Origin of the sequence: Halomonas sp. R57-5 (assembly GCF_900070345.1) — a bacterium.
Taxonomy (GTDB): domain Bacteria; phylum Pseudomonadota; class Gammaproteobacteria; order Pseudomonadales; family Halomonadaceae; genus Vreelandella; species Vreelandella ventosae_B.
The window spans coordinates 4103109-4119359 of sequence record NZ_LN813019.1 but is presented as its reverse complement, the minus strand read 5'-3'; the positions used below and the strand labels follow the sequence as shown (position 1 = coordinate 4119359).

The 16251-nt window shown below is 55.1% G+C and carries 12 protein-coding genes; 7 read left to right on the top strand and 5 right to left on the bottom strand.

Annotation, left to right across the window (positions count from 1 at the left end):
- Window positions 1–225: 225 nt before the first annotated feature.
- Both HALO_RS18740 and HALO_RS18735 read right to left on the bottom strand, forming a co-directional pair.
- The gene (locus HALO_RS18740) at window positions 226–1305 is read right to left on the bottom strand and encodes an ATP-binding protein (protein WP_035576908.1); all 1080 of its coding nucleotides are present in this window, start codon (window positions 1303–1305) and stop codon (window positions 226–228) included.
- A complete protein-coding gene (locus HALO_RS18735; protein ID WP_231500604.1) occupies window positions 1302–2075 on the bottom strand; it encodes a response regulator in 774 nt (257 codons plus the stop codon). Before HALO_RS18735 ends, HALO_RS18740 begins: the two co-directional genes overlap by 4 nt.
- A 130-nt stretch (window positions 2076–2205) precedes the next feature.
- On the opposite strand from HALO_RS18735, the gene HALO_RS18730 reads away from it, so the two are divergent.
- The 3 genes from HALO_RS18730 (at window position 2206) to HALO_RS18720 (ending at window position 8164) form a co-directional block, all read left to right on the top strand.
- Window positions 2206–3363: an efflux RND transporter periplasmic adaptor subunit gene (locus tag HALO_RS18730; RefSeq protein WP_035576910.1), complete on the top strand. Its 1158-nt coding sequence runs from the start codon at window positions 2206–2208 to the stop codon at window positions 3361–3363.
- Window positions 3364–3385: 22 nt separating this feature from the next.
- Window positions 3386–6532 carry a multidrug efflux RND transporter permease subunit gene (locus HALO_RS18725; protein ID WP_050713844.1) on the top strand — a complete coding sequence of 1049 codons (3147 nt, stop codon included), beginning with the start codon at window positions 3386–3388 and terminating at the stop codon, window positions 6530–6532.
- A gap of 117 nt (window positions 6533–6649) precedes the next feature.
- Complete coding sequence (locus tag HALO_RS18720) at window positions 6650–8164, top strand: MFS transporter (RefSeq protein WP_050713843.1); 1515 nt, start codon at window positions 6650–6652, stop codon at window positions 8162–8164.
- A 130-nt stretch (window positions 8165–8294) separates the two neighbouring features.
- On the opposite strand, the gene HALO_RS18715 is transcribed toward HALO_RS18720, so the two are convergent.
- Complete coding sequence (locus tag HALO_RS18715) at window positions 8295–8804, bottom strand: cupin domain-containing protein (protein ID WP_035576916.1); 510 nt, start codon at window positions 8802–8804, stop codon at window positions 8295–8297.
- Window positions 8805–9048: 244 nt separating this feature from the next.
- Between HALO_RS18715 and HALO_RS18710 the strand changes: the two genes are divergently transcribed.
- The 3 genes from HALO_RS18710 to rhuM all read left to right on the top strand — a co-directional run bounded on the left by HALO_RS18710 (window position 9049) and on the right by rhuM (window position 13890).
- Window positions 9049–10248 (top strand): Bcr/CflA family efflux MFS transporter, encoded by a 1200-nt coding sequence (locus tag HALO_RS18710; RefSeq protein WP_035576918.1) that lies wholly within the window; start codon window positions 9049–9051, stop codon window positions 10246–10248.
- A 292-nt stretch (window positions 10249–10540) separates the two neighbouring features.
- Window positions 10541–12667, top strand: coding sequence for a TonB-dependent siderophore receptor (locus HALO_RS18705; protein ID WP_050713842.1), 2127 nt, complete (start codon window positions 10541–10543; stop codon window positions 12665–12667).
- 233 nt (window positions 12668–12900) lie between these two features.
- A complete protein-coding gene (gene rhuM, locus HALO_RS18700) occupies window positions 12901–13890 on the top strand; it encodes a virulence protein RhuM/Fic/DOC family protein (protein ID WP_022519810.1) in 990 nt (329 codons plus the stop codon).
- Between the two features lie 95 nt (window positions 13891–13985).
- Here rhuM and HALO_RS18695 read toward each other — a convergent pair whose 3' ends face one another.
- The gene (locus HALO_RS18695) at window positions 13986–14282 is read right to left on the bottom strand and encodes a DUF1330 domain-containing protein (protein WP_035576926.1); all 297 of its coding nucleotides are present in this window, start codon (window positions 14280–14282) and stop codon (window positions 13986–13988) included.
- A gap of 119 nt (window positions 14283–14401) precedes the next feature.
- Window positions 14402–14908, bottom strand: a complete 507-nt coding sequence (locus HALO_RS18690) for a hypothetical protein (protein WP_081899020.1) — start codon at window positions 14906–14908, stop codon at window positions 14402–14404.
- A gap of 194 nt (window positions 14909–15102) precedes the next feature.
- Here HALO_RS18690 and pip point away from each other — a divergent pair, with 194 nt between their 5' ends.
- A complete protein-coding gene (gene pip, locus HALO_RS18685) occupies window positions 15103–16080 on the top strand; it encodes a prolyl aminopeptidase (protein WP_035576931.1) in 978 nt (325 codons plus the stop codon).
- Window positions 16081–16251 lie beyond the last annotated feature (171 nt).

Here is a 16251-nt window from a genome sequence, read left to right as displayed (position 1 = left end):
GAAGGCCGTTGGAGATTGGCCGAGCACCTTACGAAACATACTGGAGAAAGCGGTTGGGCTCTTGTAGCTCAGCTCGCCATTTTTTAGCAGCAGCTCGAGATTGTGCTGCCGCCAGTGGTGCGGGGTCGTCGCGCTCTGCCTATGGCTCGTGGCTTAGTGGAAGTGGATAGGCACCGACCGCCGACCATTCAGCAATCACGCGCTATGTCATCACGCGCTATGTCATCACGTACTGTGTGATTGAGAAGGCCAGCGCAACTCAAAACAAGAGCCACCCTCATCAGAGGGGTAGCATTTAGCCTCGCCACCATGGGCTCTTGCAATAGCCGCGACTACCGCCAATCCTAGCCCGCTTCCTCGCTTGTCTCCTGGCATACCACTGTCAGCGTCCCGCGCATGCCGGAAGGCCGTGAAAATCTGAGAGGCATCTTCCTGAGGGATACCTGGGCCGGAATCCATAACACGCAAAACACACCACCCGTCATTCTGGCGCGTTTGGATGATGAGTGACCCTGGTGATGCATGCTGGCGAGCGTTTTCCAGCAACGCAAGCAATGCCTGACGAATACGGACAGGGTCGCAATAAACGGCGCCAGCTTGCAGATCAAGGGTTGGATAATGATTTGATGCATTTAGGGTATGTCTACAAAATTCAACAACTGATTCAATTTCAGCAGAAAGGTCACATTGCTTGATCTCAAGGTTCAGATGGCCGCTTTCGGCCAAGCTCACGGCGCGAAGGTCTTCAATCAGTTGTGCCATGCCATCGATTTGGGTAAGGAGACTCAGAAACTGGGGTTTTTCGGGGGGGAATACGCCTTCTGCCAAGCCTTGCAGGCGTCCGCGTAAAATAGTAACGGGCGTACGCAGCTCATGGGCAATAGCCGCATTCCAGAACGTCATTTCCTTGGACATACGCTGTAGTTGGTCTGCCAAGGCATTGAAGTCGTTTGCCAAAACGGCGGCCTCGCCTAAAGAGCGATCACCCGTAGCGGCGCGTGCGTCCAGGTCGCCTTGCGCGACGCGACGCATGCTTTCTGTTACGGAGTTTAGGGGTACCAGAATGCGACGTGCCAAGTGCATGCCCACTATCACGGCGAACGCCAGCCCAACCAGCGTAGTGCTAACGAGCCAAGCCCACTCTAGCCCCGACGGGAACATGTTTGGTTCGTTAATCGACCCCTGCCAAAAATGGAAGGTAATGAAATAGAACACATAAGAGGTCACCACGACTAGCAGTGTTATCCCAAACGCCATCGCTGCCATGGTCAATGCGATTGTCCGGCTCAATCCAATGAGTTTCATTCTGTTCCCCACAGCCGATACCCAACGCCGCGTATGCCAACGGGTATGCCTCTCACATCGACGTCTTCCAGTTTTTTACGCAGCTTGCTGATATGGCTGTCGACAGTGCGCTCAAGCGCCTCACCCTCGGGGAGGCAGGCGGCCAATAACTCTGCGCGGGTGCAAACTTTTTTGGGCGCGCGTGCAAGGTGCGTCAACAACCTGAATTCGGTGAGCGTCAACGCAAGGCTATGCGAGTCTCCTCCTACCTGAACAAAGGCTTCGTGTTGTTCCAGGTCGATCTCAAAGGGCGGCACCCGGAGGACACGGGGTTGATGGCTAGCATCAGCCATGGTGCGCCTTAACACTGCCTGAGTGCGTGCGACAACCTCAGCAGGGTTAAACGGCTTGACGACGTAGTCGTCGGCACCAAAACGCAAGCCCATGAGTTTATCGATGTCCTGATCCATCGCGGTCAACATGATGACGGGCGTCTCACCACGATGGCGAACCTCCGACAGCACCTGCCAACCATCCATTTTAGGCATCTTTACATCAAGTAAGACGAGATCGGGCTTCATCGACAAATGCATTTCCAATGCCTTGCGTCCATCTTCTGCGTGGATAGTTCGAAGGCCCTCACGTCTCAGATAAGCCTGAAGAATATCAGCGATCTCAGGCTCGTCTTCGGCGATGAGAACCAGTGCTTGCAGGCCAGAAGAAGAATTTGGCGACTGTTGAGTCGTGGACATAAAAGTGCCTAATGAAACATTAATTGTGTTCTCCATCATATCTACACATACCGTCGACGTTAATACCACGCTATAGCGATATAGTCCCCTTCAATTTTATTGCTAGGCAAATGTTTACCTATTTCTCAATGAGCTAGGTCTGAAAGAACGATGCCTGAAGGGAAGATGCATGACGATCCGACATATTTACCGCAATGGTGGCCTCTGTGCCTTGCTGCTAAGCGTGCTAACCGCCTGCGGGCCAGTTGAGCAAGAAGTAACGCCGTCTCCTGCCCGAGTGTCTGTCGTTACCTTGGAACCCGTTAGATTGGAGCTGACCGAAGACTTACCGGCCCGGGTCGCTCCTTTTCAAGTGGCGGAAATTCGTCCGCAGGTCAGCGGAATTGTCCAACGTCGACTTTTCGAACAGGGAACCGACGTGAGTGCGGGGCAGCCATTATTCGAAATCAACCCAGCGCCGTTTCGAGCGGAAGTGGAAACGGCAGAAGCCGCTTTGCAGAAAGCCGAAGCCGAGCTTGCGAATGCCCGTGCGCAGTCCGCTCGGTTGGAGTCGCTGGTCAGGGGGCAGTCGGTGAGCCGCCAGGCCTATGACGACGCCGTATCCAAAAGTCAGCAGGCCGCTGCTGAGGTGGCTCAAGCGCGTGCCACGCTGTCACGTCGCCGCCTTGACTTAGAGTTTTCCACGGTGGCGTCTCCCATTGCTGGCCGAATTGATCAAGAGTTGGTAACGGTGGGAGCGCTTGTCGGCAGCAGCGATAGCACGCCCATGGCCCGTGTTCAGCAGATCGATAAAGTTTATGTCGATGTTCAGCGTTCGGCTTCCTCACTTGAATCGCTTCAAGATGCGATGGCGGCGCAACCTTCGCTAGATAATGGTTTACCGGTCACCATCCTCGGCAGCAACGGTACACCCTACGATGTCACCGGACGCATTCTTTTTTCGGGCATCAATGTGGATGCCAGCACGGGTGACTTTTTACTGCGTGTACTCGTGGACAATCCCAATCGACGCCTGCTGCCCGGTATGTTTGTGCGCGCCCGCGTGCCCTACGCACGCTATGACAACGCGTTGACGGTGCCGCAACAGTCCGTGGTGCGCATCGGCGGTAAGCCCTACGTGTGGTTGATTGGTGACAGCGACAAGGCGGTGATGGTCTCAGTGGAGCTTGGTGAATTGGCGAACGGTAATTATCGGATTAAGACGGGGGTGACAGAGGGGCAGAAGGTTGTCGTCGAGGGTATAGAGCGACTTTCTGATGGTGTCGAAGTCAGCGCGACTGATTGGCATAGGTCATCGCCTCTTGAGGCTTCAGTGGCATCTTCTTAATTAAGCTTCAGGAGTCTCCGCAATGCCTCAGTTCTTCATCCAGCGCCCAGTCTTTGCGTGGGTGGTCGCGCTGTTTATCATCCTGCTGGGCGTGATCGCCATTCCTAAGCTGCCGGTCGCTCACTACCCCTCGGTAGCGCCCCCTTCGGTGACCATCACTGCGACTTACCCCGGCGCCACACCGCAGACCATGAACGATGCCGTGCTCAGTCTCATCGAACGAGAACTGTCCAGCGTCAAGAATCTGCTGTACTTCGAATCGTCGGCGGACTCTTCAGGGTCGGCATCTGTCACCGCCACCTTCAAGCCAGGGACAAATCCGGAACTGGCCCAAGTGGATGTGCAGAATAGACTCAAGGCAGTCGAGCCTCGGTTACCCCAGGCGGTTCGTCAGGATGGGCTGAGCGTAGAGTCAGCGTCATCCAGTTTTCTGATGATCGTAGGTCTGAATTCCGATGATGGGCGCTTTGATGAGATCGCCCTGAACGATTATATGGCGCGCAATATCGTCGAGGAACTGCGCCGCATTGACGGTGTTGGTCGTGTGCAGCTGTTCGGTGCTGAGCAGGCAATGCGAATCTGGATAGAGCCGGAGAAGCTGATTGCTTTCGGCTTGTCGGTGAATGATCTCTCGACCGCGATCACGGAGCAGAACGCACCGATTGTGCCGGGCAGCATCGGCGCGTCTCCGGCCTTACCCGGCCAAAAGGTGTCCTCGCTGTTGACCGCACAGGGGCAATTGAGCACGCCGGAAGAGTTCGCCGCTATCGTACTTCGCGCTAATGTCGACGGCTCCAAAGTGGTGTTGGGCGATGTGGCGCGAGTTGAGTTGGGCGCCCAATCCTACGGCTTCTCCAATCGTGAGAATGGCCAGCCAGCGACGGCGGCAGCCATACAGCTGGCACCCGGTGCCAATGCTGTCCGCACGTCGGAAAGTGTGCAAGCGCGTTTGGCTGAGTTAAACCAGGCGCTACCCGCGGGTATGAGCTCATCGGTCCCCTTTAATACGGCCCCGTTCGTTAAGGTTTCTATCGAGAAGGTCATCCATACCCTTATCGAGGCGATGGTATTGGTGTTCCTGGTGATGCTGCTGTTTCTACAGAACATCCGTTACACGCTGATTCCCGCACTGGTCGCGCCGATTGCGTTGTTGGGAACCTTCACGGTGATGCTGCTGGCAGGTTTCTCAATCAACGTGCTGACGATGTTTGGCATGGKGTTGGCGATTGGCATCATCGTCGATGACGCTATCGTGGTGGTCGAGAACGTTGAACGCATCATGGCCAAAGAGGGATTGTCGCCAAAGGACGCCACCATCAAGGCGATGAAGGAAATTACTGGTGCGGTGGTGGGCATCACCCTGGTATTGACGGTGGTGTTTATCCCGATGGCCTTCTCGAGTGGCTCGGTCGGTGTGATCTACCAGCAATTCGCGCTGGCGATGGTGGTCTCGATTCTGTTCTCAGCGTTTCTGGCGTTGACGCTAACACCGGCGCTATGCGCCACCCTTCTCAAACCCATTAAGCCGGGGCACCACGACAAAGGCGGTTTCTTCGGCGTGTTCAACCGGTCGCTTAAACGTATGACCGCCCGTTACGAATCGCGTGTGGGGAGGCTGGTCGCCCGCAGTGGTCGGGTCATGCTGGTGTTTGTGGTCATCGCAGGCGTGCTGGKGTTCGCCTTCCGCCAGTTGCCTTCGGCTTTTCTGCCGGAAGAGGATCAAGGCTATTTCATGACCAGTATCCAGCTACCCGCTAATGCGACAACCGAGCGTACCTTGGATGTCGTCAAGGCGTATGAGGAGTACGTCATGGCGCGCCCTGCCGTAGACGGCAATATGTCTATTTTGGGCTTCGGGTTCTCTGGGTCTGGCGCGAATACAGCGCTGACGTTCACCACGCTAAAGGATTGGGGGAAGCGTGACGGTGCCACGGCGGCGAGTGAAGCGGAAGGAGCTCAGGCAGCCATGAGTCAATTGAACGAAGGGACGGTGATGAGTATGTTGCCGCCGGCCATTGATGAATTGGGCACCAAGTCCGGCTTTACGATGTTCTTGCAGGATCGACGCAACCAGGGGCCGGCCGCCCTTAAGGCTGCCGAGACGACGCTGCTGGAACTGGCGGCGCAGAGCAAGGTCGTCAGCGACGTCTATTCCGACGGCCTTCCAGAAGGGGCGAGCATTCGCCTTGATATTGATCGCCAGAAAGCCGAAGCGCTTGGCGTGTCGTTCGCCAACATTAGCGAAATCCTGTCTACCGCAATGGGGTCATCCTACATCAACGATTTCCCGAATGAAGGCCGGATGCAGCAGGTGATTATGCAAGCGGATGCGTCGGCACGCATGCAGGTTGATGACGTGCTCAAGCTGCACGTGCGTAATAGCAGGGGAGGGATGGTGTCCCTGTCAGAGGTGGTCACGCCGGTGTGGGACGAAACACCGCTACAAATGGTGCGTTACCTGGGCTATCCCGCCACTAGTATTTCTGGCGGTGCGGCGAAGGGGACTTCCACTGGTGACGCCATGGCTGAAATGGAGCGTCTGGCGCAGCAACTTCCGCCCGGTTTCGCAGTGGCCTGGACGGGGCAGTCCCTTCAGGAGCGCCAGTCCGCTGCCCAGGCACCCATGCTGGTGGCGCTATCCATCCTGGCGGTGTTTCTGGTGTTAGCCGCTCTCTACGAGAGCTGGACGATTCCGCTGTCGGTCATCCTGGTTGTGCCGCTGGGGTTGCTGGGGGCGGTGGCCGCCATGTTGCTGCGTGACCTGCCTAACGATGTTTTCTTCAAAGTCGGTATGGTCACCGTGATCGGACTGTCTGCGAAAAACGCGATCCTGATTGTTGAATTCGCAAAGCAGTTGCGTGAGCAAGGTAAAGGGCTGATGGAGGCCGCAGTGGAAGCCGCCAGCCTGCGCCTGCGCCCGATTCTTATGACCTCACTCGCTTTCGGCTTAGGGGTGGTGCCGTTGATGGTCGCGTTTGGCGCCAGTGCCAAAACCCAGCATGCGATAGGCACGGGCGTTTTCGGCGGCATGGTTAGCGGAACGCTTCTGGTAATTCTCTTTGTTCCGGTGTTCTTCGTTTTCGTGATAGGCCTTCAGGAGCGCGTTAGTAGCTGGCGTACGGCTCGTCGCCCTTCATCATTACAACCCGATAACGATATAGAGCATTAATGCCATGCGCCGACTGATTCCGCCTATCGTGCTAACGCTGTCGGCGTCCCCTGTGTCAGACACCTTTTCAGTGGCAGCGTCGGAAGTGATATCCACTATTTAGGAGTTAAGTGTTTAATGTTTTCTGCTATCCCACAACGTTGGCTAGTGCTGTTTGCCGTCATGCTGGCGTTCCTGCCTGTTGTTATCGATATGACGATTCTGCACGTCGCGGTACCGGTGCTGACGCCAGCGCTGGGTGCCACTGGCACCGAAGTGCTGTGGATCATCGATATTTATCCGCTGCTGATGGCTGGCCTGCTGGTGCCGATGGGCACGCTGGCTGACCGAATCGGAACGCGCCGTGTGCTGCTGACCGGGCTCGTCGTGTTCGGGGTGGCGTCACTACTGGCGGCATTCTCGACGACACCCGCCATGTTGATCGGTGCTCGAGTGCTGCTCGCTATTGGCGGATCGATGATTATGCCTTGTGTGCTAGGTGTCATCCGCAAAACCTTCGAAGACGAGCGCGAGCGTGCGATGGCGCTTGGCTTATGGGGAACGGTGGGGGCCGCAGGTGCGGCTGTGGGACCGTTGGTGGGTGGGGCTTTGCTGGAACATTACTGGTGGGGCTCGGTATTCCTCATTAATGTACCGATCATGCTAGTGGTGGTGGCGGTCGTCTATGGTCTGCTGCCGCGCCGCGAGGCAACGACACCAGGCAAGTGGTCTTTCGGCCAGGCGTTGATTTTGCTTGTTGGCATTATCTCGGTGGTCTACGGCATCAAGTCTGGGGKGGGAGCGGGGCAGCCACTATGGCGTGCAGGGTTGGTGCTCTTCCTGGGGCTAGCGATGCTGACCTGGTTTGCACGTATCCAGCTGCGTTCGGCGGAGCCGATGCTGGACTTATCGCTATTTCGTCATCCGGCCATTGTCGCTGGCCTGGTGATGGCGCTAGTGGCTGCCGGCGCACTGGCAGGTGTCGAGCTGACGCTGGCGCAAGAGCTGCAATATGTGCTGGGCAAGACACCGCTGCAGGCCGGTCTGTTCATGGTGCCGATCATGGCGGCCGCTGCAGTTGGTGGGCCCGTTGCAGGTTACCTGTCCAACCGGTTTGGCTTACGGCTGGTTGCCAGTCTGTCGATGGTGATCGCGGCAGCAGCGTTGGGCTACTTGGCGCAGTCTGACTTCCACGCGCCTGACTGGACAGTGCCAACAGCCTTGGCCGTGCTGGGGCTAACCTTGAGCATTGGCCTGACCGCTTCCTCGATTGCCATCATGGGGGCTGTGGATGCCAGGAAAGGAGGGGCTGCAGGCTCTTTGGAAGCCACCGGCTACGAATTGGGCAGTGGGCTCGGCATCACCCTGTTCGGGGTTTTCATGGCGAGCGTCTATACCAGCACTATTGTACTGCCGCCACACTTGGAGCCAGCCCTCGCTGCACAGGCAGCGCGCTCAATGAGCGATAGCATCGTTGTGGCACAAGGGCTGGCTGCAGATCAGGCGGATGCACTCATCATGGCCGCGAAGGCAGCGTTCTCCACCACGCACTCGATCCTGCTAACAGCTGCTGCGATTCTCATCGCCTTGCTGTCGGTGGTGGTTTTTCTGATGCTGGGTAGCCACCCAGACAAGGTGGGTGCGCACGAGTGATGTTGGTTGGGCACTGGTGTACATCCATGCGGTACTAGCTCCGATGTTAGCTGCCAAAGTGAATGTTGTGGGGTGCTGTTGCAGCCTTATCTATCTGCCCCCTCCATCGAACAGTTGAGCAACAGTCGCTTTACCCCCACAACCCTGCCAGAGACCCGCCGACCGGCGAATCCTCGGGTAAGGCCACGGCAGCCACTCGTTCTTGTGCCGCCGCAAGCTGTGCGGGGTCGCCGCGCTCTATTTCCGGCTCTTGGTCGGGAGGGTAGGCGCCTACCATGCAGAAATCATCATCCGCCTCTAGGCTGGCATGCCCAACTCCCGCTGGCAGCACCAGTACATCGCCTGGGTAAAGCATCAGCTCCTGGCCGTTAGGGCCTCCCAGCCGCGCCCGTGCCCGCCCGCGAAAGATACCCAGTGCTTCATGGGCGGTGGAGTGAAAGTGGTCAAAGTCATACAGGTGGTAGCGCCACGCAGGGGGCCAGCCGTGGCGTTTGAACATCACTTCGAACGCCTCGGCCCGCTCCTCTGCATTGCTGATATCGAGAACCTGACGATAAATCAGCACTGGTAGAGGGGAATTGGGGTAGCCGGTCGCTGCATCGCTGTCGAGATGAAGTCGTTCTGGCTGGGGCATAGACATCCTTGCCTCCTCATTCCTCGTTGGGGATGTGCTGTCAGCATGGTTTTTAAGCTTGGTTTTAAGCATGTTTTTAAGAATAGTTTTTAATGTATGGCCGAGCAAACCGATAACAAACTGGCTAAGTGTTTAGTCGATTACCGCCCTGCAGCCCACCCCCTCATTTTCTATTCGATTGCCATGATGACATCAGTCGGTATCATATCGTGGGTGTTGTCCATCATTACGCCTTTTACCGCGAGCTTCTATGACCCAATCTAAAACGCCTTTCATTGTGGTGCTGAGCCTGGCAATGACCATGATGCTGGGCCCGTTTTCCATGGATACGTATCTGCCGGCCTTTCCGGTCATTGGTGAATCGCTGGGGATTTCTCAGCAGGCGGTATCGTTGAGTGTTTCGGTGTATGTATTTGCGTTGGCGTTGGGTCAGTTAATCGGCGGTGCGCTTTCAGACCGCTTCGGGCGCCAGCGGGTGTTGATGAGCGGGCTGGCGATTTTTGCGCTCTCAAGCATTGTCATTGGTATGGCGGATTCCCTGAACACCCTGCTCGGTGGGCGGGCAATTCAGGCCATTGGCGCCGGCTTGACTCTGGTTTCGGTACCGGCGTTAGTGCGTGACCGGGTGGCGGGGCGCGACGCCGCGAAGCTGTTCTCGATGATGGGCTTTATCATGGTGCTGGCGCCTGGCATTGCGCCAAGCGTAGGCAGCGCGATTTTGTTGCTGGGTTCCTGGCACACTATCTTTTTCGCCTTGGCGGTGTACGCGGTGCTGCTGGTGCCGTTGCTGGTGCGGGTGCTGTTTACTGGCAAGGGCAAGGTGTCGCGCGCGAAAAGCCCTAAGATGAGCCTGCTGGCGCGTTACAAATTGGTATTATCGACAAAACCCGCCCTGCCGTTCATCGTTTGGCAGGCTGCCTCTTTTTCTACCCTGATGATGTTCATCACCTATGCGTCATTTATCTATCAGGGGCATTTCAGCCAGTCACCTTCAAGCTTTTCGATGCTGTTTGCGGCGAATATCGTCGCGATGCTTATCTTCAATATTCTCAATCGAGTCTTGCTTTCCAGGCTACCGTCACTGCGTATCCTACAGTTGGCAACGGGCTGTCAGGCTGTCGGCATACTATTGCTGGTGATGGCTGCCTTTATGGATTGGTCGCTTTACGCCTTCCTCGCCGCCATGATGCTGACCATCGGCGCGGTGGGGGCGATCTCGCCGAATATTCAGGCCTGCTTTTTGGAGTTCTTTCCCACTAGCAGTGGTACGGCCGCAGCGCTGCTGGGTGCCGCCCAGTTCGGCATCGCTGGGATTCTGAGTGGATTGTCTGCACTGCTACCGCATACGCTTGAAGCGGTCATTCTGGCCATGGCCGCCTGTGGTTCGGTGGGGTATGTGATGCTTGCCCGCTCTATCATCAAAGGGCGTGCCGCTGTCGAGGCACACTGAGCCAGGCCACACTCCTTTGTCAAAAGCCCCGTGTTTTGGATAACACGGGGCTTTTTTTATTTGTTGATCAGATGCCGCTGGTACACGAGCGCTGCAGATATAGGACGGGTAGTCGGCTGGTGCATGACCTCATACGTGTATTGCAATCATGAACTAAAGTTCAAAATAAATGATTATGATTTGTGTTATTACTATTGACTAGGTGCTGCCACCTTTGGATACTCTCACGGCCTTTTAAAAGAAAACCATAAGGCGAGCAGGGCCGGTTTAATCATTTCAAGGGATCTTCAACATGACTGATAGCAGTAGCACAGTCCGGCGCGGCGCAAGCCGGTTACGGTGGCAGCAGACCACTACCGCTATTCTGTGCGGCACCACGCTGGTGAGTATTCCCATGCTCGGGAACGCCCAGGAGACCGGCGAAGGCAGTGACGATAACGAGGGATATCGCCTCGCCCCCATTATCGTCAACGCCCAGGCCTACGCTGATGATGATGCCAATTCGATAGTGGCTCAGGAGCTGTGGGTGGGTGGTAAGGTCGCCMCCAGTATTCTTGATACACCTGCCTCCGTGTCGGTCGTCACCGAGAAGGAGATTGAGCAGCGCAGCGCCTCTACCACTGAGGAAGTGCTGCAATATACGCCAGGCGTGCTCACTGATTATTACGGCACCGATGACCGTAACGACTATTTTAAAATTCGCGGATTCGAGGCCACCACTTACCGTGACGGGCTGACGCTAGGCTCAATGCGCGGTGTACGCGAAGAGCCTTACGCCTACGAGCGCGTTGAAGTATTGCGCGGCGCCAACTCCACCCTGTTTGGTCCGGCGGATCCGGGTGGTTCGGTCAACTTCGTGAGCAAACGGCCACGCTTTGAGCGTTTTGGGGAGGGGTATCTCTCCTACGGTTCATTCGACGCCAAAGAGGCCGGTGTTGATGTGGGGGACACGCTGAACGCTGACGAGACAGTGGCCTACCGCTTTACCGGCACCCTCCGAGACAGCGACCGCGAATACGATCACTCCAAAGACGATAATGGTTTCTTGATGGGTGGCTTGGCCTGGGAGCCGACGGAGTACACCTCAGCAAGCGTTATCTTCGATTACCTGAAGCGTGATGACACCCCCAATAGCGGTGGTTATCCGCTCGACCGGGAGTACGACCGCAGCGACTTCTTCGGCGAGCCTGGCTTCAACTATCACGATGTTGAGCGTACCAGCCTCACCGGGCAGCTCACCCATGATTTCAACAACGGCCTGACGCTGCGCGGTAATCTGCGCTATAGCGACCTGACCGACGACTTCGGATACGTCTATATCACTGACTCTGCAGCGCGAGTTGGCAGCGTGGTGGATCGCGACTATTTTGGTACCGACAACGAAGCTCAGGAGTTGATCGGCAACGCTATCCTGCAATACGACGCCCGCTTTGATCAGGTCGATAGCAGCACGCTTGTGGGTGTCGAGTATCGCGATGCCTCAACCGAAGACAGTTCGTTTTACGGGGATGCGACCTCCATTGATATCGCAAATCCTGTCTTTAGCGGTGCGCCGAGTAGCCTCAACGTCTATAGCAGCAACAAGCAGGATTTCACCACCGAGTCGGTTTTCCTGACTCAGAATTTGTCCTTCTATGACCGATTCATTGTGACAGCGGGTGTGCGCAACGACTCGATGGATGTCTCAAGCACCAACATGGCGGGCGTTACCGATTCCGATGACTTCTCTGAGACCTCACTTCGCGGTGCGCTGACCTATCGGGTCACCGACGAAATCTCTACCTATGTCAGCATGGTGGAGTCGGTCGCACCGCCCACGATTGGTGTCGATCCCGAACGGGGCGAGCAGTACGAAATTGGTGCGAAATATTCTCCCTTTGGTACGAATGCGCTGTTTTCGGCGGCCATCTATGACCTAACCAGGGACGACGTCACCATCTCGGTTGTACAGGACAATGGCGTTATCGAGCGGGAAACCGTAGGTGAGTCCCGCGTACGGGGCCTTGATCTGGAAGCGAAGGCTGAGTTGACCGATAGCTTTAGCGTGGCCGGTGGTTACTCCTATATGGAGTCGGAAGTGGTACGCGACAGCAACGCAGCCAGAGAGGGTAAGGAGTTCACCGCAGCACCCAAACATACGGCGTCGCTGTGGGGCTACTATACCTTGCCAAGCCAGGATATGAGTGTTGGCCTCGGCGCCCGTTACATCGGCTCCTACTACTTTGATGTCGCCAATACGTCAAAAAGCAGTGCGGCAACGCTCTTTGACGCGGCCTTCAGCTATCAGCTCACCAAAGACGCCGATCTAGCCGTCAATGTCAGCAACTTGCTTGACGAGCAGCACGTGGTCGGTTCAAGCACCGCCGATTACTATAATCCGGGTCGCGAAATCAGCGCGAAAGTGAGCTATCGCTGGTGATTTAATTCCGCCTGTACCCCAGAGGTGCAACAACCGCTAAACGCCCCGACTTGGTTCGGGGCGTTTTGGTATCGCGTTTTCCATCACCCAGAGCGTTCGTGGATGTTTAACAGCAAACATTTTTTGGGATTTTTGCTGTATGGGTGTACAGTTTAAGTCGCGATTTATACTTAGCTAACTAAGAGAGTCGCTTTAGCGACAGGTAGATCGGGATAAAAACGGGGGCGCAATCGATGAATGACCAGCAAATACAGATATTCACCAGCGAAGATGGCAAAGCGCAGCTGGAAGTGGCGTTGGAACAGGACTCCGTGTGGTTGAGTCAGGCGCAGATGTGTGAACTGTTTGGGCGCGAGCGTTCGGTTATTACAAAGCACATTCGTAACGTTTTTAACGAGGGAGAGCTGGAGCGAAATTCAGTATGTGCAAAATTTGCACATACTGCCGAAGATGGCAAAGCTTATCAGGTTGATCACTTCAATCTTGATGTCATTATTTCAGTTGGCTACCGCGTGAAATCTCAGCGTGGTGTACAGTTTCGCAAGTGGGCTACCGATGTACTCAAACAATATCTGGTTCAAGGCTATACCCTTAACCAACGCCGACTAACCGAGCGCGGTATCGAGTTTGAACAGGCAGTCAATCTGCTCAGCCGAACCTTGACCAACCAAGGGCTGGTATCTATCGAGGGCGAAGCCGTTGCGCGTGTTATTAGCGACTACGCACGCTCCTGGAGTTTGCTGCAGGGCTACGATGAACAGCAATTAGCTGAGTTAAACATCAAGCAGCCTGATATGCATTCGCTAGGGTTGGAAGAGGCACTGAAAGCCATTAGTGAGTTGAAGCGAACTCTCATTAGCAAAGGCGAAGCAACCGAGCTTTTTGGACAGGTGCGGGGTGATGGTTTGACATCAGCTCTCGCCACCATCGAACAAGGTTTTGGTGATGAGCTATTTTACCCCAATGTGGCTACCCGAGCGGCGCACCTGCTTTATTTTGTTATCAAGAACCATCCCCTAGCTGATGGAAATAAGCGCTGTGGCTCTTTTCTGTTTTTGTGGTACCTGCGCCGCAACGCCGCGTTACTGGCACGCCCTGTTGAGCAGCTTATTAATGACAACACGCTGGTCGCGTTAGCGTTATTAGTGGCGGAAAGTCTGCCCGATCAGAAAACGCTGATGATTCGATTGATTGAGCATTTTGTACTGCTTAAAGAAAGTTGAGCGCTAACGCGGGGGTAATCGTTGCGTCATGATTGGGGTAGGGAAAATCGGCCCCGCAAAGGCGAGGGTTCCATCGCCTTTGCAGGTGAGGTTCTTTAGGCTTCTGTTAGGCCATCAACGATAAAAACGCGGTAGTCGGCGCCCTGGAAGCGATGCTTGCGGGCTTCCTGGTAGGCGGGGCTTTGATACCAGGCGCGGGCGGCAGCCATATCCGGAAAGCGCAGAATCACCGCACCTTCCATAGCGCTACCTTCAAGCACTTCAAAATCGCCATAAAAAGCGAGCGGTTGCGGATCGTGGCCTTCACGAGCGGCTTTCGCCTTCTCGCTGTAGCGCTCCATTTCCTTGGCGTCGTGAGTATGTTCACGAGTTAGTACGACGTAAGCGGGCATTAAATTCTCCTGATGTAATCGTTAAGAAATCAGCTAGAGCATATCACCGCCCACTAGCGGAGCCACATTAGAAAGACCGCTATTCAGCTTTACTGAGTATCTCTGCAGTGAGGGGCGGGTTATACGTCTGGCTCTGATTCAATCACTATTTCATGTTCCCGACGCTCTTTTTCCAGTGCCGCCAAGGCAATTTGATAACAATCTTCAACATGGCTGTTACCCATGTACTTCATGGCGGTGAAGCTAATGCCACCTGCCACAGCGCTACCTACAAAGGGCACGAACTTAGCAACACCTTTGGACGCTACCTTGACGCCCATATTGCGTAGCAGCATGACGATAAGTTTCTTGGTGATGTATTTCCCGGCCAATTTGCTTCCAGTATTTGAAATAGCGGTCATCACAAAGAGCTTGGATTGAGTATCCATACCGTCAATTTGTTCTGGCGATAAGCCAAATTTTTCATTAATTTTGGGAATTAATCGCATCAATATGGCCACGTCTGAGCCAATATCCAACCCAGGTACTGGGATGATCGCGGTACCCGCAGAAAGGCCCGAGCTTTTAGTGACCATCGAGTGACACGACTTTCGGATGGCGTCGAGTTCTTCTATTGATTCAATCATGATGAGGTCCTTTCATTTATTGCCTGATTGATCCAGTGCTGGCTGTACCACTTCCGGGGTCACTTCCTTTCCTAGATACTAGCATTCCTGACCGCTCTTCGAGGTCATTTGAGAATCGCCTGTAGTAAAGTCGTCGGCGAAGGTGGAAGTGTCAAACGGTGTTTGGAAAGGTGAAACTGAATCGGGAGACTTGAATGACGAACTTGAGAACCCTATACCCACCGATCGAACCCTACGAAACAGGCATGATCAATGTTGGGGATGGCCATACGGTCTATTTTGAGCGTGTTGGCAAACCGGGCGGTAAGCCTGCGGTGTTCCTGCATGGTGGCCCCGGCGGTGGAATTTCGCCTGATCATCGACGTCTGTTTAACCCTGAGCACTACGATGTTCTTCTCTTTGATCAGCGTGGCTGTGGACGTTCAGAGCCCCATGCCAGTATCGAAGCCAATACTACGTGGTATTTAGTCGAAGACATCGAGAGGCTACGTGAGCATGTTGGCGTAACCAAGTGGATGGTTTTTGGCGGCTCTTGGGGTTCTACCCTGGGCCTTGCGTACGCCCAGGCGCATCCTGAACGTGTCAGTGAGTTGATTTTGCGAGGCGTCTATACGCTCACCCAGGCTGAGATCGACTGGTACTATCAGTTCGGTGTGTCTGAGATGTTTCCCGACAAGTGGGCGGCGTTTCAAGCGCCCATACCGTTAGAAGAGCGACACGATATGGTTGCCGCTTATCGGCGACGCCTGGTGGGAGATGACCCTGATGTTCAGCTCGTAGCAGCTAAGGCGTGGACAATATGGGAAGGTGAAACCATCACGCTCCTGCCTGATCCCGCGTTATCAGAACCGTACAGAGATGGGCATTATGCGTTGGCATTTGCACGCTTGGAGAACCACTACTTTACCCATCGTGCTTGGCTGGAAGAAGGGCAACTCCTCGCTAACGCCTATCGTTTGAAAGGCATCCCAGGCGTTATTGTTCATGGGCGTTACGATATGCCATGCCCCGTTCGAAATGCGTTGGCGCTTCACCAAGCGTGGCCAGATTCCGAATTCCATTTGGTCGAAGGAGCAGGGCACGCGTGGAGCGAGCCCGGCATTTGCGACCAGTTGATACGAGCGACAGATTGCTTTGCGTCCACAACTAATACCCATTCCTATGAACAGTGACGCCTGATTTCATGTCTTCTGCCCGTCAGTCCTTCCTCTCACTATTCGCCGAGCATTGATTCATTAGAAGAGCGCTAGGTGTGAACCAGTTTTTTGTGGCACAGGGCTACGGAGAGAAGGCGTTGGAACTACTCAATTACTCCCAAACGGTCAAAGTCTACGACCGTGTGG

Bases quoted from the DNA above. Each gene is read 5' to 3' on its own strand.
- HALO_RS18710 (WP_035576918.1), top strand. From the start codon at position 9,049: ATGACCCAATCTAAAACGCCTTTCATTGTGGTGCTGAGCCTGGCAATG.
- pip (WP_035576931.1), top strand. From the start codon at position 15,103: ATGACGAACTTGAGAACCCTATACCCACCGATCGAACCCTACGAAACA.
- rhuM (WP_022519810.1), top strand. From the start codon at position 12,901: ATGAATGACCAGCAAATACAGATATTCACCAGCGAAGATGGCAAAGCG.
- HALO_RS18695 (WP_035576926.1), bottom strand. From the start codon at position 14,282: ATGCCCGCTTACGTCGTACTAACTCGTGAACATACTCACGACGCCAAG.
- HALO_RS18735 (WP_231500604.1), bottom strand. From the start codon at position 2,075: ATGATGGAGAACACAATTAATGTTTCATTAGGCACTTTTATGTCCACG.
- HALO_RS18730 (WP_035576910.1), top strand. From the start codon at position 2,206: ATGACGATCCGACATATTTACCGCAATGGTGGCCTCTGTGCCTTGCTG.
- HALO_RS18715 (WP_035576916.1), bottom strand. From the start codon at position 8,804: ATGTCTATGCCCCAGCCAGAACGACTTCATCTCGACAGCGATGCAGCG.
- HALO_RS18690 (WP_081899020.1), bottom strand. From the start codon at position 14,908: ATGATTGAATCAATAGAAGAACTCGACGCCATCCGAAAGTCGTGTCAC.
- HALO_RS18740 (WP_035576908.1), bottom strand. From the start codon at position 1,305: ATGAAACTCATTGGATTGAGCCGGACAATCGCATTGACCATGGCAGCG.